Raw genomic sequence first — 18611 nt, 5'->3', positions numbered from 1 at the left:
GTAGCGCTACCGGCGCCGGGCGGCGAGCCGTGGCGAAGGAATAAACGCGCATGAAAAAACTGTTGTTGATATCCGCTTGTCTGGCCTTGGCGGCCTGCGGTGGTGGGGGCAAAAGCTATTCCCAGCATGATGTGGGGGTCTGTCCCTCCACGGCGCGATGTTTGCTGGAACCCGGCGGAGAGCATCGGGTGACGCTGGAGGGCACCGTGGCGACCAATCTGTCCTACGAGTGCGGCAGCTCTCTCTATTATGTGTTGGATACCGCCACCGAGCAGTTACCGGCCAACCAGGCCCTGTGTCCGTCGGACGCTGAAAGCATTGCTTTCTTTCTGGGGGACCGCCGTTACAAGGGGCGCTGGGTTACTCTCGGTGAAGCTTATTTGCCGCAACGGCTGACAACCCGCGATTATCGTTTCACCCTGGCCGATATGGTGGAAGCACCACGCCGGATCGGCGCCGGTGACTATCGGGTGCGTAACCGGGCGGCGTTGTTGATGGCGCTGGACAGCGATCTGGCCACTTCCCGGCTCGAGTTGCCCGAGGTAGTCAACGAACTGGTCAGCGAGAATTTCGACGCCCTGGTGCCGGCCCTGGAATTTGATTATCCGGACTACGCCGCTTTCCGTGCCGCCTGGCAGCCGTTGCTGGATGCGGTGTCCGCGGAAGCTACGGTTGCCGGTTTTCCAGCGGATCCGTCCACGGTGACCGCGCGGATCAGTACCGCCAATACGGCGACGCGCGCAGGTGAATATGTTCTGGAGACCTGCCAGGACGGAGCCGCGCCCTGTGATCAGCTCAAGGCGTTCGATACCAATCAGAACGCGTTGCGAATGGAAACCCTGGTCCTACCGGATGGCCGCGTGCTGGGCCTGGGGCAGTTGCAAAAAGGGGATCCGGAAAACGGCGGCAGCGAGGATCTGGTGACTTGGGAGGGGGTTCCCACGCTGGCGGCGGGACTGACCGTCCAACAGGGGAATATCGTCGGCCTGCTGAACAGTGCCGCCGCCACCGATGCCACCCTGAGCGGGCGTTTGCTGGGGCATCGCGCGCTCTATATCAATCAGCGCGTGGAGGGTGGTTTCGTCACCGATTTCGCGCTGGATCTGCCGGGCAGTCCGTCCCCGCCCAGTGGTGGTGAAACCGGGCGGGTTCAGGGGAGTGTGCTTGGCGCCGGCAACATTGGCCTGAGTATCCGCGCCACACAGACCGGGCCGGTGATGATGGACGGCGCCAGTGAGGCCGCCGGCTATTACTCGGTGACCCTGAAACGGGCCTGTACCGGCAGCTCGGAGCAGTGCGCGGATTTTATTCCCACCAAGGAACTGGGCAGCAACGGCAACTATCCGGCGTGCCTGCATGACAGCGATGGCAATTGCCAGCCGTTGGAACCAAACCAGGCCCGTGAGCGTAACCGGGCGGATGAAAACCAGATTGAAACCTTCGTGGTGCGTATTTCCGCCGATGGCACCGCTTACGCCGCCAAGTCCTGTGAGGATGAACTGGTTCCCGCCGGGCTGGTCACCGCCGCCACCCAGAACCGTGCGACACTGGCGTTGCTGTTGGCGCCGGGGGCCGCCAACAAGGCCGGTACGCCTCATTTTGGCACCCGCATTGATGGCACCCTGGATCTGACCAACGGCAACCGCCCGTTGTACCGCACGGACCGCTACAGTGAACGGCTGCGCGGTACCTGGCGTGATCTCTACCGCCCGGCCCAACTGCGGGCCGCCGGAAGCAATGACCTGGAGCGCCGGGACTCCGAAAGCCGCGGCTCGGTGGAATGGCGCTATCAGGGCAGCGGTTGCGCCCTCTGAGCCCAACTTGGCATCATTGTCGACAATAATCATTGAAAGATCGGAGGGTGACGGGTAAAGTCGCCACCTGATCCTTCAATTGTCGACAATGGATGCCATGACCCACACCCTCGACGATAACGTAAGAACCCTGGCGGATCGGGTGTTTGCCCGTCTCCAGGACGATATCGTGCGCGGTGTGATCGCCCCCGGCACCAAAGTCAGCGAAACCGATCTCGCCAGCCGCTACGGCGTCAGCCGTGGCCCTTTGCGCGAAGCCCTGCGCCGTCTGGAATCCCGCAAGCTGCTTGAAAGAGTGGTTCATGTGGGCACCCGCGTGACCTCCCTCAGTTTCGACGATCTGATCGAAATCTACTACGTGCGCGAAGCGCTCGAAGGCATGGCCGCGCGCCTTGCCGCCGAGAACATGAGTGATGAGGAAGTGCGCGGTCTGACCGCCTTGCTCGGTCAGCATGAACAGCAGCAGGACCTGCGTGAGGACACCGCGTACTTCCAGCGCGAGGGCGATCTGGATTTCCATTACCGCATTATCCAGGGCAGCCACAACGCCACGCTGATCCAGATGCTGGTGGGCGGGCTGTATCACCTGGTGCGGATGTACCGTTATCAGTTCAGTACCGTGTCCAACCGGCCGCAGAAGGCCCTCAACGAGCATCGCCGTATCGTCGAGGCGATCGAAGCTCGGGACGCGGACCTGGCGGAGCTGTTGATGCGCCGCCATATCAGCCGGGCAAGAGAAAATATCGAACAGCAGGCGAAGCGGAAAGAGCCGGACGCCGTCTGAGCGTGCCGCGCCGCGAGCCGGGTGGAACCGACACAGGAGATGACAATGAGCCAGCCGAACAGCGCCGGCGCCCGTTTTCGACGGGCACTGGCCGAAGAAAAGCCCCTGCAGATCATGGGCACCATCAATGCCTACTGCGCCATGATGGCGGAACAGGTGGGGTATCGGGCGATCTACTTGTCCGGCGGCGGCGTGGCCAACGCCTCCTATGGGCTGCCGGATCTGGGCATTACCTCCATGAACGACGTGCTGGAGGATGTCCGCAGGATTTCCGCGGCCAGCGAGGTGCCGCTGCTGGTGGATATCGACACCGGCTGGGGTGGAGCCTTCAATATTGGCCGTACCGTCAAGGAAATGATTCGTGCCGGCGCCGGCGCCGTGCACCTGGAAGATCAGGTGGCGCAAAAACGCTGCGGTCACCGCCCCAACAAGGAAATCGTCTCCCAGGAGGAGATGGTGGATCGCATCAAGGCCGCCGCCGACGCTCGCACCGACGATGATTTCTTTATCATCGCCCGTACCGACGCGTTCCAGAAAGAAGGTCTGGACGCCGCGGTGGAACGCGCCCGCGCCTGCCTGGAAGCCGGCGCCGACGGTATCTTCGCCGAAGCGGTGCACACTCTGGATGACTACCGGGCCTTCGCCGATGGCATCGGTGGCGCCCCGTTGCTGGCCAATATCACGGAATTCGGTGCCACGCCGCTGTTCACCCGCGAAGAGCTGGCCGACGCCGGCGCCAGCATGATTCTGTATCCGCTGTCGGCGTTCCGCGCCATGAACCAGGCGGCTCTGAAGGTGTATCGCGAAATCCGCGAGAAGGGCACTCAGCAAGAAGTGGTCGACACCATGCAGACACGTATGGAACTGTACGATTTCCTCGGCTATCACGACTACGAGCGCAAGCTGGACGAGTTGTTCGCCAAGGGCAAGGGCTGATGACAACGCCTCTCCCGGCAGAGGAGAGCGCAGACGTAAACACCGGAATTGAAGCAGGAGAATGATAATGGCAGAAGGCAAGAAACTGGCAGGCGCCGGCCTGCGAGGCCAGGTAGCAGGTAAAACCGCTCTGTCCACCGTGGGCAAATCCGGATCCGGGCTGACTTACCGGGGCTACGACGTGAAGGACCTGGCGGAACACTGCCAGTTCGAGGAAGTGGCTTATCTGATTCTCAAGGGCGAACTGCCCACCCAGGCGCAACTGGACGAATACAAGGCCAAACTGAAAACGCTGCGCGGTCTGCCCCAGGCTCTCAAGGAAGTGCTCGAGCGCATTCCCAAGGACGCCCATCCGATGGATGTGATGCGCACCGGCTGTTCCATGCTCGGTAACCTTGAGCAGGAAGACACCTCGGTTCTGGGCGTGTTCCCGAACCAGGAAGACTGTGTCGACCGCATGCTCGCCTGTTTCCCGTCTATCATCTGTTACTGGTACCGATTCAGCCACGACGGCGTTCGTGTGGAAGAAAACACCGATGATGATTCCATCGGCGCCCATTTCCTGCACATGCTGCGTGATGAAGCGCCCAGCGAGCTGCATGAGCGGGTCATGAACGTCTCTCTGATCCTGTACGCGGAGCACGAGTTCAACGCCTCCACCTTCACCGCCCGGGTTTGCGCCTCCACCCTGAGTGACATCCACAGCTGTGTCACCGGTGCCATCGGCAGCCTGCGCGGCCCGCTGCATGGCGGCGCCAACGAAGCGGCCATGGACATGATCGAGAAGTTCAAGGACGCCGACGATGCCGAGCAGGGCATGATGGGCATGCTCGAGCGCAAGGAAAAAATCATGGGCTTCGGTCACGCTATCTACAGCGAGTCCGACCCGCGCAACGCCATCATCAAGGGCTGGTCCGAGAAGCTGGCCGCCGATGTGGGCGATACCGTGCTTTACCCGGTTTCCGTACGTTGCGAGGAAGTCATGTGGCGGGAGAAGAAACTGTTCTGTAATGCCGACTTCTTCCACGCTTCCGCGTACCACTTCATGGGAATCCCGACCAAGCTGTTCACTCCGATTTTCGTGATGAGCCGCCTGACCGGTTGGGCCGGCCATGTCTTCGAGCAACGCGCGGACAACCGTATTATCCGCCCGAGCGCCGAGTACACCGGTCCGGAGATTCGCAAGGTAACCCCGATCGCGCAACGCTGATCCGGGAAGGGAGCGGTGCGCCGCTCCCTCGACCCAGCCCGCCAACCCGACTCGATTGATGCCTAGCCATGAACACTGATTACCGCAAACCGCTGCCCGGTACCGATCTCGACTACTTCGACACCCGTGCCGCGGTCGACACCATCCAGCCCGGCGCTTACGACAAGCTGCCCTATACCTCCCGCATCCTGGCCGAGCAGCTGGTTCGCCGCTGCGCACCGGAATCGCTCACCGATTCCCTGAAGCAGTTGATCGAACGCCAGCGCACCCTGGACTTTCCCTGGTACCCGGCTCGTGTGGTGTGCCACGACATTCTCGGCCAGACCGCACTGGTGGACCTGGCCGGTCTGCGTGACGCCATCGCCGAAAAAGGCGGGGACCCGTCCAAGGTGAACCCGGTGGTGCCGACCCAGCTGATCGTGGATCACTCCCTGGCGGTGGAACATCCGGGGTTCGAGAAAGACGCGTTCGAGAAAAACCGGGAGGTGGAAGAGCGCCGTAACGCGGATCGTTTCCACTTCATCAACTGGACCAAGACCGCGTTCGATAACGTGGATGTGATTCCGCCGGGTAACGGCATCATGCACCAGATCAATCTGGAGAAAATGTCCCCGGTGGTGCAGGTCGGTTCTGATGGCAGCGGACGGAGCGTGGCTTATCCGGATACCTGCGTGGGTACCGACAGTCACACGCCGATGGTCGACGCCCTGGGCGTGATCTCCGTGGGTGTGGGCGGTCTGGAAGCCGAAAACGTGATGCTGGGCAATCCGTCCATGATGCGCTTGCCCGATATTGTCGGCGTGGAACTGACCGGCAAGCTGAAGCCGGGCATCACCGGTACCGACCTGGTGCTGGCGCTGACCGAATTCCTGCGCCACGAGCGGGTGGTCGGTGCCTATCTGGAATTCTATGGTGAAGGCGCGGACAGCCTGTCCGTGGGCGACCGTGCCACCATCGCCAACATGACCCCGGAATACGGTGCCACCGCCGGCATGTTCTTCATCGACGATCAGACCATCGAGTATCTGAAGCTGACCGGCCGCGAAGACGAGCAAGTGGCTCTGGTGGAGACGTTCGCCAAGGAAACCGGGCTGTGGGCGGACAGCCTGAAGAGCGTCGAATACGAACGCGTTCTGAAGTTCGATCTGTCCCAGGTTGAGCGTAATCTGGCCGGCCCGTCCAATCCGCATGCGCTGCTGCCGGTGTCCCAGTTGCACGATCGCGGCATCGCCAAGGAATGGGAAGAGGAAGAAGGGCTGATGCCCGATGGCGCGGTGATCATCGCGGCCATCACCAGCTGTACCAATACGTCCAATCCGCGCAACATCATCGGCGCCGGTCTGCTGGCCCGCAACGCCAACAAGCTGGGCCTGGTGCGCAAGCCGTGGGTGAAGAGCTCCCTGGCGCCGGGCTCCAAGACAGTGAAGATGTACCTGGAAGAATCCGGTCTGCTGCCCGAGCTGCAGAACCTGGGCTTCGACGTGGTGGCGTTCGCCTGTACCACCTGCAACGGCATGTCCGGTGCTCTGGATCCCGAGATCCAGAAAGAAGTGATCGAGCGTGATCTGTACGCCACCGCGGTGCTTTCCGGAAACCGTAACTTCGACGGCCGGATTCATCCCTACGCCAAGCAGGCGTTCCTGGCCTCGCCGCCGCTGGTGGTGGCCTACGCCATCGCCGGCACCATCCGTTTCGACATCGAGAAGGATGCGCTGGGCAAGGATCAGGATGGTAACCCGATCTATCTGAAGGACATCTGGCCCTCCGATGAAGAGATCGATGCCATTGTGAAGTCGGCGGTGAAACCCGAGCAGTTTCGCAAGACCTACATCCCGATGTTCGAGAAGAAGGGCGACGGCGCCCGTGCCGCCAGCCCATTGTACGACTGGCGTCCGCAATCCACCTACATTCGCCGCCCTCCCTATTGGGAAGGCAACATGGCGGGCCAACGTCAGATGAAGGGTATGCGTCCGCTGGCGATCCTGCCGGACAACATCACCACCGATCACCTGTCGCCTTCCAACGCCATCCTGCTGGACAGCGCCGCTGGCGCCTACCTGCACAAGATGGGCCTGCCGGAAGAGGACTTCAATTCGTACGCGACGCACCGTGGCGACCACCTGACCGCCCAGCGCGCGACACTGGCGAACCCGAAACTGTTCAACGAGATGTGCCGCGATGACAACGGTGAGGTGATCCAGGGCTCGCTGGCACGGGTGGAACCGGAAGGCCGGCAGATGCGCATGTGGGAAGCCATCGAAACCTACATGGAGCGCAAGCAGCCGCTGATCATCGTCGCCGGCGCGGATTACGGGCAGGGCTCGTCCCGTGACTGGGCCGCCAAAGGGGTGGCGCTGGCCGGTGTGGAGGTGATCGCCGCTGAAGGTTTCGAGCGGATTCACCGCACCAACCTGATCGGTATGGGTGTGATGCCTTTGCAGTTCGAGGAAGGTACCACCCGCAACACGCTCAAGTTGGATGGCACCGAAATCTATGACGTGGAAGGTGATCTGGCGCCGCGTGCGACCCTGACACTGGTGATTACCCGCAAGAATGGCGACGTGGACCGCGTGCCGATGATCTGCCGGTTGGATACGGCGGAGGAAGTGTCGGTGTACGCCAACGGCGGCATCCTGCAGAAATTCGCCAAGGAGTTCATGGCGGAAGCAGGCTGAGAGAGACACTGGCACGCTCGTGGACAGAAAGCGACACACCCAACCCGGCTCCGGGTTGGGTGTGTCGCACGCCATCCTTACTCATAAAGTGAGAAAATCATGCAACATCCACCGCAAATAAAAATTCCCGCCACCTACATGCGCGGTGGCACCAGCAAGGGCGTTTTCTTCAATTTGAAGGATCTGCCGGAAGCGGCGCGGGTTCCCGGTGAGGCCCGGGACAAGCTGTTGCTGCGGGTGATCGGCAGCCCCGATCCTTACGGCAAGCACACTGACGGTATGGGCGGCGCAACGTCCAGCACCAGCAAAACGGTGATCCTGTCGAAAAGCGAAAAACCGGACCACGATGTGGATTATCTGTTCGGTCAGGTTTCCATTGATCAACCCTTTATCGACTGGAGCGGCAACTGCGGCAATCTCACCGCGGCGGTCGGTTCCTTCGCCATCAGCAATGGGCTGGTGGATCCGGCTCGTATTCCGGAAAACGGAACGGTAGTAGTACGGATCTGGCAGGCGAACATTGAAAAGACCATTATCGCCCATGTGCCGGTTACCAACGGCGCGGTACAGGAGACGGGTGATTTTGAACTGGACGGCGTCACGTTCCCGGCGGCGGAAGTGCGCATTGAGTTCATGGATCCGGCGGATGGCGATGGCGCCATGTTTCCTACCGGTAATCGAGTGGATGAGCTGGACATTCCCGGTATCGGTACGTTGAAAGCGACATTGATCAACGCCGGCATTCCCACCATTTTCGTCAACGCGGCGGACATTGGTTACACCGGCACCGAACTGCAGGGTGACATCAATGAGGACGCCGAAGCGCTGGCGCGTTTTGAAACCATTCGTGCCCACGGTGCCGTGCGCATGGGTCTGATCAAGGACGTCAGCGAAGCGGCCGCGCGCCAGCACACGCCCAAGGTGGCTTTTGTCGCGCCGCCGGCCGGTTACACCTCTTCCAGTGGCAAAGTGGTGAGTGCCGATGATGTGGATCTGCTGGTACGGGCTCTGTCCATGGGCAAACTGCATCACGCCATGATGGGGACGGCGGCGGTAGCCATCGGCACTGCGGCGGCGATTCCCGGCACTCTGGTGAACCTGGCCGCCGGTGGCGGTGAGCGCAACGCGGTGCGTTTCGGGCACCCCTCCGGCACCCTGCGGGTCGGTGCCGAAGCCGCCGAGGTCAACGGCGAATGGACCGCCACCAAGGCCATCATGAGTCGCAGTGCGCGAGTACTGATGGAAGGCTGGGTGCGGGTACCCGGCTAATCCGTACCCGATTCATGGGTCCTGGAGTACCACCATTCGCTGCCAAGGCAGCTCCCACAGCAGTATCCCTACGGAGCCGCTGTGGGAAGCTGCCTCGGTAGCGAATGGGCGCGAATTGACCCACTTCGCCGCATCCCGCACTGTTGATTTATCGGATAGCCCATCGCCATTCCGCCCTTGAATAATGGAAAAGGAGTGCCCCGATGAACAGCAATGTGGACCAAAATCTGCGCCCGGACTATGACCCGGAAATCCAGACAATTGTCGATTACGTCCTCAATTACCGCATCAAGTCCCCGGAAGCCTGGGATACCGCCCGCAATTGTCTGATGGATACGCTCGGCTGCGGGCTGCTGGCACTGCGTTTCCCGGAATGCAGCAAACATCTGGGCCCGCTGGTGGAGGGAACGGTGGTGCCCCATGGCGCCCGGGTGCCGGGCACCTCGTTCCGGCTGGACCCGGTAAAAGCCGCCTGGGACATCGGCTGCATCGTCCGCTGGCTGGACTACAACGACACCTGGCTGGCGGCGGAATGGGGGCATCCGTCGGACAATCTCGGTGGCATCCTCGCCGTGGCGGATCATCTTTCACAAAAGAACCTGGCCAATGGCAAGTCGGCGCTGACCATGAAGACGGTGCTGGAGGGCATGATCATGGCCCATGAGATTCAGGGTGTGCTGGCACTGGAAAACTCGTTCAACCGGGTCGGCCTGGATCATGTGGTACTGGTCAAGGTCGCCACCACGGCGGTAGTAGCGAAGATGATGGGCGCGGATCGTGAGCAGCTGTTGTCCGCGGTTTCCCACGCCTGGGTCGACGGCCAGTCCCTGCGTACCTATCGGCATGCGCCCAACGCTGGCTCACGCAAATCCTGGGCCGCCGGTGACGCCACCAGCAGGGCGGTGCGACTGGCGGATATCGCGCTGCGTGGGGAGATGGGTATCCCCGGCGCGCTCACCGCGCCACAGTGGGGTTTTTACGATGTGCTGTTTTCCAAAACCAACAAGGATCAGAAGCTGAAACCGGAAGGCGAGCGCCGATTCCGCTTTCAGCGGGAGTACGGATCCTATGTGATGGAAAATATTCTGTTCAAGATCAGCTTTCCGGCGGAATTCCACAGCCAGACCGCCTGCGAAGCCGCCGTGACCTTGCACCCGCAGGTAAAGGATCGCCTGGACCAGATCGACCGGATCGTCATTACCACCCACGACTCGGCGATCCGCATTATTTCCAAGGAGGGGCCGCTGGCCAATCCGGCGGACCGGGATCACTGCATCCAGTATATGACGGCGGTGCCTTTGATCTTCGGCGACCTGGTGGCGGAAAATTATGAGGACGATTTCCACGCTGCTCATCCGCTGATCGACGAACTTCGTGACAAAATGCAGATCGAGGAAGACGAACGCTACACGAAGGATTATTATGACCCGCAGAAACGATCCATCGCCAACGCCATTCAGGTGTTTTTCAAGGATGGTTCCTGCACCGACAAAGTCGCCGTGGAATACCCCATCGGCCACCGTCGCCGTCGCGCGGAAGGCATTCCGCTGCTTGAAACCAAGTTCAAGCGTAATCTGGAAACCCGGTTTCCGGCCGGGCGGGTCAGGGCGGTATTCGAGCTGTGCAAGGATCAGGCGACTCTGGAAAGGACTCCGGTGAACGACTTCATGGACTTGCTGGTGATCTGACTCGGTCCCCGTACCGTACCACCGGTAAGCCGCCCAAGACTGGCGGCAACCCCGCCAACCCCAGCGACGCCGAGGCGTCGCACCCAGGCCCGGCCACAAGCTGGGCCTTTTTTATGGTGGCCAATCCCAGGTAAGGCGTCGAAAGTGGTGAAGAGGGCGGTCTTAAGCGACATGGAAATGGTTGTTGTGTTGATGCTGGTGATGGCGGTAATCGCCATCGCCACGGTTGGAGTTGGCTATGCACGGTGGCGCGGAAAGAGGCAGAAGGTGCATAAAGGGCGGATGCCATCAGGTGGGATCCCTTGGCAGGCGGTGAAAAAGTTCGCGCTTGTGGTGCTCTGTATTGCCGTTCTTTTTGCCGGGTCGTTCGCCTATATGGAGCATTTTGGCGGTAAGGGGCGGCGGGCGGCCATGTCGGCCTGTGTAGCACTGGCGACCACCCAGGGACTGGATATCGAATGGCGCTCGAATGAACGGATGCAGGCGGTGGGGCGTGTCTGGTCTTTCCGGTATTTTGATGGGCGCGCGAACGCCGGTGGGTATAGTGAGGATTATGAGTGCCGCGCGTACCACAATCGCGGGGAGGGGTGGACGGCGGAGATCTCCCGAGAATAGCGTCTCCGCCAGGATAAAGAACAATCGGTGCGCTCGGTCGGCGTATTCAGCCGGCGTACACCGGCATTGCCAGCGTCGCCTGCAGCACCCGGCCCACCGGACCGTGCTCATCGAACAAGGTGGTTTCCACCAGGCCGTTGCCGGTGTCCTCCATGCGGGAGACGGCGTCGAGTCCCAGCCAGTCGCCCCGTGGATCGCGATGCAGGTAAAGGCTGATATCGGCATTGATAGAGCCGATGTCCGAGGCCACCTTCAATTGCCCCACACCATTGCCGAAATCCGACAGAGTGGCGGCCTGCACCACGGTGGAGCAGGGCATGTCGTCAATGACCGGGATCGGCAGCCGCATCCAGGCCCGTCCCCGTCCACGCCCTTCGACGCCATCGATCAGTGCCACCTCCACGGTGCTGTGCAGGCCGGGCAGCGTCAGACGCGGCTTTTCCTGGTCCCGCTCCGCCACCGCGATCAGTGACGCCACCGGCCGGTTGTCCCTGGCGGGCAGGGTATGATCGCCGAAGCGGGCATCGACGGGAACGGTCACCGGTGTGCGTTCCAGATACAGCCCGGTGGCACGGGCGGTCACCACGCCGTCCGCCATCAGTGTGCCTTGCAGCACCCGCAGGCGGCGCCCGGCACGTACGGTTTCCACCGTGGCCAGCAGCGGTTGGCTGGGTACCGGACGCAACAGATCCAGGGTGAAGCGGGCCAGGCGCAGGTCGGCGCCGTCCATGGCGTCCTCCATCACCGCCGCGAGCAGGCCGGAGGGGGAGCCGCCATGCAGAAAATCAGGACTCCAGGGGCCCAGCGCCGCCTGGTTCGGGTGATAAAGGTCGCTATCGCGACGAAACAGTCCACGTGTCATGTTGTTATCCTTTTCTTTGCAACCGGTTACTGCAGCCGCCGGGTCAGGCCTTTCATGGCCAGGATGCGGGTGCTGATCTCCTCGATGGACAGCTCGGTGGCGTCCAGGTGGGGAATATTGAATTTGTTGTATAAGGCCTGCAGGGCGCGGACCTCCATCTCACATTGGCGTGGCGACGCGTAACGGCTGCCTGCCTTGCGTTCGCTGCGGATGGCGCTGAGCCGGTCGGGATTGATGGTCAGCCCGAACAGTTTGTCCTTGTGCGGCACCAGACTGTCCGGCAGACGCAGGTCGTCAAAATCGTCCTCGGTGAGCGGATAGTTGGCGGCGAACAGACCGAATTGCAGCGCCAGATACAGGCAGGTGGGGGTCTTGCCGGAGCGCGACACGCCGATCAGGATGACGTCGGCCTGATCGTAGTGGCGGGTGCGGGCACCGTCGTCGTTGTCGAGGGCGAAGTGCACCGCGTTGATGCGAATCCGGTAGGCCTGCTGATCACGGATGGCATGGCTCTGGCCCACCTGGTGGCTGGAACGCACCCCCAACTCGTCCTCCAGCGGCTGCAGGAAGGCGGTGAACAGGTCCAGCACGCGCCCCTTGCAGGTATGCAGGATCTCACGATGGTCGTCGTGGACCAGAGTGGAGAACACCACGGGCGCGGCGTCATCGCGCTCGGCGGCCTGGTTGATCCGCGTTACCGCTTCGCGGGCGAGGTCATTGGACTGGACATAGGGGATGGTGGTCTGGCTGAATTCGACACTGCCGAATTGGCTTAGAAGACTGTGACCCAGTGTCTCGGCGGTGATCCCGGTGCCGTCGGAGACATAGAATGCGGATCTTTTCATGCAGTGAGGCTCCTCGTGGGGCGCAAATGCGGGCCTGCGGCGGTCGGTTGGCCGTAACGCCGGCCCGGCCATAAACGAAAGTCGTAACAGTTTACCCAATCCATGCGGGCAAACCGCCTTGGTTTTGAGTAGAATGGCGGCTCGGTTCAATCCGGTAAAGGAACTCCTGGTTAATTTTTCTCCACGGTTCCGGGCGCCTCCGGCCTGGACCGGGATGTATTAAACAGTGGGTTTCCACAGTATCGGCCAGCAATATCTAAGGAGACGACCTTGGCGGAGTACGTAGTCTGGTTTAAGGATCTGGGCAAGGGAGACGTGGAACGCGTCGGTGGTAAAAACGCTTCCCTCGGCGAGATGATCAGCAACCTGGCGGCGGCCGGTGTGTCCGTTCCCGGCGGTTTCGCGACCACCGCGGAAGCCTTCCGCGAGTTTCTGGAACACAACGACCTGACCACCAAGATCAATGACGCGCTCAGCAGCCTGGACGTGAACGACGTGGTAGCGCTGGCGGCGACCGGTGAGAAAATCCGTAAATGGGTGGTGGACGCGCCGTTCCAGCCCGCCCTGGAAGCCGCCATTCGCGACGCCTACGAACAGATGTGTGAAGGCAACGGTGATCTGCCGGTGGCGGTGCGCTCTTCCGCCACCGCGGAAGATCTGCCCGATGCCTCCTTTGCCGGTCAACAGGAGACCTTCCTCAATATCCGCGGCCTGGACAGTGTCATGGTGGCGGTCAAGGAAGTGTTCGCGTCCCTGTTCAACGACCGCGCCATCAGCTACCGGGTGCATCAGGGCTTCGACCACAAACTGGTGGCCCTGTCCGCGGGCATCCAGCGCATGGTGCGCTCCGAGACCGGCGCCGCCGGCGTGATGTTCACCCTGGACACCGAATCCGGCTTCCGTGACGTGGTCTTCATCACCGCGTCCTATGGCCTGGGCGAAATGGTCGTGCAAGGCGCGGTGAACCCGGACGAGTTCTACGTTCACAAGAAAACCCTGCTCAACAAGCGCCCCAGCATCCTGCGCCGCAACCTTGGCAGCAAGATGCAGAAGATGGTCTACGGCAGCGAAGCGGTGGCCGGCAAGTCCGTGCAGACCGTGGACGTAAGCGCCGAGGACCGCATGCGCTTCTGTCTCACCGATGCCCAGGTGGCGGATCTGTCCCGTCAGGCCATCGAGATCGAAAAGCACTACGGCATGCCCATGGACATCGAATGGGCGCTGGACGGCGATGATCAGAAACTGTACATCGTGCAGGCCCGTCCGGAGACCGTGAAGAGCCGTTCCGACGCTTCCGTCATGGAGCGCTACCTGCTCAAGCAGACCGGCAAGGTGCTGGTGGAAGGCCGCGCCATTGGCCAGCGTATCGGTGCCGGTCCGGTGCGGATCGTTTCCAACATCAAGGAAATGGAAAAAGTGCAGCCCGGTGACGTTTTGGTCACCGACATGACCGACCCGGATTGGGAACCGGTGATGAAACGGGCCGCCGCCATTGTTACCAACCGGGGTGGCCGGACCTGTCACGCCGCGATCATCGCCCGCGAGCTGGGTGTGCCGGCCATCGTCGGCTGTGGTGACGCCACCGAGCAGCTCACGGACGGCCAGAAAGTGACCGTGTCCTGCGCCGAGGGTGATACCGGCAACATCTATGAAGGCATGCTGGATTTCGACGTTCAGCGTAACTCCATCGAGTCCATGCCGAAGCTGCCGTTCAAGATCATGATGAACGTGGGCAACCCGGACCGTGCCTTCGACTTCGCCGCGCTGCCAAACCAGGGCGTGGGTCTGGCCCGTCTCGAGTTCATCATCAATCGCATGATCGGTGTGCACCCGAAGGCCCTGTTAAACTATGACACCCTGCCGCGGGACGTGCAGCAGGCCGCCGACAAGCGCATCGCCGGTTATACCGATCCGGTGAATTTCTACGTGGAAAAACTGGTGGAGGGGATTTCCACCCTGGCCGCCGCTTTCCACCCGGAGAAAGCCATCGTGCGTCTGTCGGACTTCAAGTCCAACGAATACGCCAATCTGATCGGCGGCAAGCTCTATGAGCCCGAGGAAGAGAACCCGATGCTGGGCTTCCGTGGCGCCAGCCGTTACATCAGCGAAAACTTCCGCGACTGCTTCGAGCTGGAATGCCGCGCGCTGAAGAAAGTACGCGATGAGATGGGCTTCACCAATGTGGAAATCATGGTGCCCTTCGTGCGTACGCCGGGCGAAGCCGAGCAGGTCATCGATCTGCTGGCCAAGAACGGTCTGAAGCGGGGTGAGAACGGTCTGCGCATCATCATGATGTGTGAGCTGCCGACCAACGCGCTGCTGGCGAATGACTTCCTGAAGTTCTTTGACGGCTTCTCCATCGGCTCCAACGACCTGACCCAGCTGACCCTGGGTCTGGACCGTGACTCCGGTATCGTCAGCCACCTGTTCGATGAGCGCGATCCGGCGGTGAAGGCGCTGTTGAAGATGGCTATCGACGCCTGCAATGCCCAGGGCAAGTACGTGGGTATTTGCGGCCAAGGCCCGTCCGATCACCCGGATCTGGCCAAGTGGCTGATGGAGCAGGGCATTTCCTCCGTGTCGCTGAACCCGGATTCGGTATTGGATACCTGGTTCTATTTGGCGGAGAAACACGGCCACTGATCGGTCCGTGTTGAACGAAAAAGCCGTGTCCCGAGAGGGGCACGGCTTTTTTTGTGGTTCATCGCGGTTTAGAGGGAAACGGCCTGACCCTCCATCAGGGACAGCAGAGCCGTGTTACGCCTTTGCGGGAACGTCGTGAAGCAGGTTCCGCAAAGGCGTAACACGGCTCCGCTTCGAGGTGCCAGACGGCCGTTTCTGGAAAGGTCCATCGTCGTTGGAGTCCGGAACGCGGCGGTTCACTCGAAACGGGTCTGAACGGAGGCCTCGCAGACTCAAGCAACGTCGATCGCTGGCACAGAAGGAGCTACGAAGACGCTGTGGGAGCTTGCCTGCAAGCGAATCTTAGCCGAAAGCCCATTCGCTTGCAGGCAAGCTCCCACAGTGGACTCCGAATTTATGTCTCCAAGGCCCGCACACTCCGCTGTCCGATCGGGATGAGCCTGGTATTGCCTACACCGGCCTCCGTGCTATCGTTCCCGAAAAAGAGGGAACAGCATGTTTCACCGCATCATTCGCACTCTGGAGCTGTACGACGGGCTGCGCCTGCCGGTGCGGGTGGCCGGGGTGGAGCTGTTGCTGGTGCACGATGACGGGCGTACCTGGCTGATTCAGCGCCGCTGCCCCCATGGCGAATTTCCGTTGGAGCGGGCCACGGTTCATCGCGGCGTGCTCCGTTGCCCGGGGCATGGTCTGGAATTCTCTCTGGACAGCGGCCGCTGCCCGAATCAGAGCTACCATCTGCGCCGCTACCGTATCGATTACGAGGGACCCTGGCTGGGAGTGTGGGTGGCCGACGGCGACTGATTCCGTGAATCAGCGGATCGCCAGGGCGTCGTCGTCCTGATCGGAGCGGGCGGCCAGTTGCACCTGGTAGCGCAGTCTCAACTCTTTCACTTTCCGCACATAGGCCTGAGTTTCAGGAAAGGGCGGGATGCCGTCGTAGCGCCGAACATTGCCTTCTCCGGCGTTGTAGGCCGCCAGCACCCGATCCAGATCGTCGAAGCGGCCCTGCAGATAGGCAAGGAAGCGGGTGCCACCGTCGATGTTCTCGTCGGCATCGAAGGGGTTCAGCACCTGAAGATGGCGGGAAGTTTCCGGCATCAATTGCATCAGCCCCTGGGCGCCGACCCGGGATACCGCCAGGCGATTAAACAAGGATTCGGCATGGATGACCGCTTTGACCAGCGCCGCCTCCACGTTATGGGCGCGGGCGGCGCGAGCGATGACGTCGTCATAGCGGTCGCGCTGGGACGCGGTGAGCCCGCGGGGCACGTAATTCCAGCCCTTGCGGACGGACAACAGGGTATACTCCGGACCAACCCGGTCACGGGGTTGATCGGTGAACAGAATGCTGCCGTCGGCGGCCCGGTATTTGTAGATGTCCCGAGCCCAGGATGGTGATCCGACCATCAGGATCAGAAGCAACCCGAATACCCCAAAGCGTGTCATATCTCGTTATTCAATCCGTGCTGTTATTGTTGAACGGTATTGTTTATCGGCCCACGTCCACGTCGACCGTTCCCCCAAGGGTTCCTTTGATACCACAGCGGACGGGCATGGGGTAGAGGGCAACCATCGGCCTCTGAACCAGGTCTCACCTTTCCCGGAGGTGCGCCTGCCAGTACTCTTTATGGATAGTCTTTACAGATAGTCTTTACAGAGCGGCCCGTCCCTCAATCGTCAAGGAGGAAGTATGTTGTCTCCACAGCTGCAGTCCTGGCTGGATACCTTCATTACCTGGCTGGAGCTGGGGTTGTTGCTGGCTCTGGTGATCGCGCTGCTGACCGCTCTGGTGCTGTGGTTTCAGGATCGCTACCTGCAAACCGCCCATTCGATCCGCCGTAACTACCCGCTAATCGGCCGTTTCCGCTATTTCTTTGAGCACCTGGGGGAATTCTTCCGCCAGTACTTCTTCGCCATGGACCGGGAAGAACTGCCGTTCAATCGCGCCCAGCGCAGTTGGGTGTATCGGGCGGCGAAGAACCTGAGCAACACCGTGGCATTCGGCTCCACCAAGCAGAATGGCGCCGGGCGGGTGGTGTTTCTCAATACGCCGTTTCCGACCCTGGAGAAGGACGCGGCGGAGACCATGCCGGTGATGATCGGTCCACACGCCCGCCAGCCTTACGTGGCCCGCAGTTTCTACAATATTTCCGGAATGAGCTTCGGTGCCTTGTCCAAACCGGCGGTCAGAGCCTTGTCCCACGGCGCCTCACTGGCCGGGTGCTGGCTGAATACCGGGGAAGGGGGGCTGGCGCCCTGGCACCTGGAAGGTCACTGCGACGTGATTTTCCAGATTGGCACCGCCCGCTATGGTGTGCGCAATGCCGACGGCGGCCTGGACGATGCCAGGCTGGAGCAGGTGGCGCAGCGGCCGGAAGTGAAAATGATCGAGATCAAACTCAGCCAGGGCGCCAAGCCGGGCAAGGGCGGCATTCTGCCGGGACCCAAGGTGACCGAGGAAATCGCCTCGATTCGCGGTATCCCGGTGGGGCAGCCGTCGATCAGTCCCAACGGCCAGCCGGATGTGGGCAGCGCCGCTGATCTTCTCGACATGATCCATCGCGTCCGTGACGTTACCGGCAAACCCACGGGTATCAAAGCGGTGATCGGTTCCTGGCAGTGGCTGGAGGACCTGTTCATGGAGATCCACGAACGCGGCCTGGAAAGCGCTCCGGACTTCATCACCATCGACAGCGGTGACGGCGGCACAGGCGCGGCGCCGATGTCGCTGATGGACGATGTCGGGCTGAACCTGTCGGAATCGCTGCCGCTGGTGGTGGATTTGCTCGACGGCTTCGCCCTGCGGGAGCGGATCCGGGTGATCGCGTCCGGTAAGCTGATCACACCGAACATGGTGGCCTGGGCCATCGCCATGGGCGCGGATTTCTGCGTCTCGGCGCGCGGCTATATGTTCGCTTTGGGGTGCATCCAGGCCATGCAGTGCAATCGCAATACCTGTCCCACCGGCGTCACCACGCACGACCCCCGTTTGCAGCGCGGACTGGTGCCGGCGGAAAAGGCTCAGCGGGTGGCCTACTTCCATGCCAACCTGGTCAAGGAGGTGGAAACCATCGCCCACTCCTGCGGTGTCGGTGAGCCGCGGGAATTGCGCCGCCATCATATTCGTCTGGTCAATTCCAACGGCGATTCGATCCCCATGGAAGAACTGTGGCCGCCGATTGAACGCGGTCTCTACCTGACCGAGGGACGGCCCAGTCTGCATGCGCCCTTTGCCCGTTTCCGCGTGGGTGCCTGAAGACCGTGAAC

The 18611-nt window shown here is 61.5% G+C and carries 14 protein-coding genes; 11 read left to right on the top strand and 3 right to left on the bottom strand.

Translation table 11 applies throughout. The features are described from left to right. Positions 1–50: 50 nt before the first annotated feature. The 8 genes from MA04_RS18510 to MA04_RS18475 all read left to right on the top strand — a co-directional run bounded on the left by MA04_RS18510 (position 51) and on the right by MA04_RS18475 (position 10991). On the top strand, positions 51–1814 hold the full coding sequence (locus MA04_RS18510; RefSeq protein WP_262462084.1) for a hypothetical protein: 1764 nt from the start codon (positions 51–53) through the stop codon (positions 1812–1814). 97 nt (positions 1815–1911) lie between these two features. After that, positions 1912–2598 (top strand): GntR family transcriptional regulator, encoded by a 687-nt coding sequence (locus MA04_RS18505; protein ID WP_163127382.1) that lies wholly within the window; start codon positions 1912–1914, stop codon positions 2596–2598. A 45-nt stretch (positions 2599–2643) separates the two neighbouring features. After that, complete coding sequence (prpB, locus tag MA04_RS18500; protein WP_163127384.1) at positions 2644–3534, top strand: methylisocitrate lyase; 891 nt, start codon at positions 2644–2646, stop codon at positions 3532–3534. A gap of 67 nt (positions 3535–3601) precedes the next feature. Beyond that, the gene (prpC, locus tag MA04_RS18495; protein WP_262462082.1) at positions 3602–4744 is read left to right on the top strand and encodes a bifunctional 2-methylcitrate synthase/citrate synthase; all 1143 of its coding nucleotides are present in this window, start codon (positions 3602–3604) and stop codon (positions 4742–4744) included. A 68-nt stretch (positions 4745–4812) separates the two neighbouring features. Then, positions 4813–7419, top strand: coding sequence for a Fe/S-dependent 2-methylisocitrate dehydratase AcnD (acnD, locus tag MA04_RS18490; RefSeq protein ID WP_262462081.1), 2607 nt, complete (start codon positions 4813–4815; stop codon positions 7417–7419). Between the two features lie 99 nt (positions 7420–7518). Beyond that, entirely contained in the window at positions 7519–8688 is a 1170-nt protein-coding gene (gene prpF, locus MA04_RS18485; RefSeq protein ID WP_055099999.1) for a 2-methylaconitate cis-trans isomerase PrpF, read from the top strand. 203 nt (positions 8689–8891) lie between these two features. Continuing rightward, the gene (gene prpD, locus MA04_RS18480) at positions 8892–10376 is read left to right on the top strand and encodes a 2-methylcitrate dehydratase (protein ID WP_163127392.1); all 1485 of its coding nucleotides are present in this window, start codon (positions 8892–8894) and stop codon (positions 10374–10376) included. A gap of 171 nt (positions 10377–10547) precedes the next feature. Then, positions 10548–10991, top strand: coding sequence for a hypothetical protein (locus tag MA04_RS18475; protein ID WP_262462078.1), 444 nt, complete (start codon positions 10548–10550; stop codon positions 10989–10991). 46 nt (positions 10992–11037) lie between these two features. On the opposite strand, the gene MA04_RS18470 is transcribed toward MA04_RS18475, so the two are convergent. Next, positions 11038–11853 (bottom strand): thioesterase family protein, encoded by an 816-nt coding sequence (locus tag MA04_RS18470; protein WP_262462076.1) that lies wholly within the window; start codon positions 11851–11853, stop codon positions 11038–11040. 26 nt (positions 11854–11879) lie between these two features. Continuing rightward, positions 11880–12698 (bottom strand): posphoenolpyruvate synthetase regulatory kinase/phosphorylase PpsR, encoded by an 819-nt coding sequence (gene ppsR / locus MA04_RS18465; RefSeq protein WP_026949262.1) that lies wholly within the window; start codon positions 12696–12698, stop codon positions 11880–11882. Between the two features lie 270 nt (positions 12699–12968). On the opposite strand from ppsR, the gene ppsA reads away from it, so the two are divergent. Together ppsA and MA04_RS18455 are read left to right on the top strand one after the other, a co-directional pair. Next, positions 12969–15341: a phosphoenolpyruvate synthase gene (gene ppsA / locus MA04_RS18460; RefSeq protein WP_262462075.1), complete on the top strand. Its 2373-nt coding sequence runs from the start codon at positions 12969–12971 to the stop codon at positions 15339–15341. A 495-nt stretch (positions 15342–15836) separates the two neighbouring features. Beyond that, positions 15837–16145 (top strand): Rieske (2Fe-2S) protein, encoded by a 309-nt coding sequence (locus MA04_RS18455; protein WP_262462074.1) that lies wholly within the window; start codon positions 15837–15839, stop codon positions 16143–16145. Between the two features lie 9 nt (positions 16146–16154). On the opposite strand, the gene MA04_RS18450 is transcribed toward MA04_RS18455, so the two are convergent. Beyond that, complete coding sequence (locus MA04_RS18450; RefSeq protein WP_163127404.1) at positions 16155–16790, bottom strand: lytic transglycosylase domain-containing protein; 636 nt, start codon at positions 16788–16790, stop codon at positions 16155–16157. Between the two features lie 244 nt (positions 16791–17034). On the opposite strand from MA04_RS18450, the gene MA04_RS18445 reads away from it, so the two are divergent. Further along, positions 17035–18600: an FMN-binding glutamate synthase family protein gene (locus MA04_RS18445; protein ID WP_163127406.1), complete on the top strand. Its 1566-nt coding sequence runs from the start codon at positions 17035–17037 to the stop codon at positions 18598–18600. The last annotated feature ends 11 nt before the right edge of the window (positions 18601–18611 follow it).

It is taken from the genome of Alloalcanivorax balearicus MACL04 (genome assembly GCF_025532145.1).
GTDB lineage: Bacteria > Pseudomonadota > Gammaproteobacteria > Pseudomonadales > Alcanivoracaceae > Alloalcanivorax > Alloalcanivorax balearicus.
The sequence above is the reverse complement of the archived record's forward strand: the minus strand, read 5'-3'. Positions and strand labels throughout refer to the sequence as shown.

Excerpts from the sequence above, each read along its gene's own strand:
- prpF (WP_055099999.1), top strand. The coding sequence starts at position 7,519 with ATGCAACATCCACCGCAAATAAAAATTCCCGCCACCTACATGCGCGGT.
- MA04_RS18510 (WP_262462084.1), top strand. The coding sequence starts at position 51 with ATGAAAAAACTGTTGTTGATATCCGCTTGTCTGGCCTTGGCGGCCTGC.
- ppsR (WP_026949262.1), bottom strand. The coding sequence starts at position 12,698 with ATGAAAAGATCCGCATTCTATGTCTCCGACGGCACCGGGATCACCGCC.
- prpC (WP_262462082.1), top strand. The coding sequence starts at position 3,602 with ATGGCAGAAGGCAAGAAACTGGCAGGCGCCGGCCTGCGAGGCCAGGTA.
- prpB (WP_163127384.1), top strand. The coding sequence starts at position 2,644 with ATGAGCCAGCCGAACAGCGCCGGCGCCCGTTTTCGACGGGCACTGGCC.
- MA04_RS18445 (WP_163127406.1), top strand. The coding sequence starts at position 17,035 with ATGTTGTCTCCACAGCTGCAGTCCTGGCTGGATACCTTCATTACCTGG.
- MA04_RS18475 (WP_262462078.1), top strand. The coding sequence starts at position 10,548 with ATGGAAATGGTTGTTGTGTTGATGCTGGTGATGGCGGTAATCGCCATC.
- acnD (WP_262462081.1), top strand. The coding sequence starts at position 4,813 with ATGAACACTGATTACCGCAAACCGCTGCCCGGTACCGATCTCGACTAC.
- MA04_RS18450 (WP_163127404.1), bottom strand. The coding sequence starts at position 16,790 with ATGACACGCTTTGGGGTATTCGGGTTGCTTCTGATCCTGATGGTCGGA.
- prpD (WP_163127392.1), top strand. The coding sequence starts at position 8,892 with ATGAACAGCAATGTGGACCAAAATCTGCGCCCGGACTATGACCCGGAA.
- MA04_RS18505 (WP_163127382.1), top strand. The coding sequence starts at position 1,912 with ATGACCCACACCCTCGACGATAACGTAAGAACCCTGGCGGATCGGGTG.
- MA04_RS18470 (WP_262462076.1), bottom strand. The coding sequence starts at position 11,853 with ATGACACGTGGACTGTTTCGTCGCGATAGCGACCTTTATCACCCGAAC.
- MA04_RS18455 (WP_262462074.1), top strand. The coding sequence starts at position 15,837 with ATGTTTCACCGCATCATTCGCACTCTGGAGCTGTACGACGGGCTGCGC.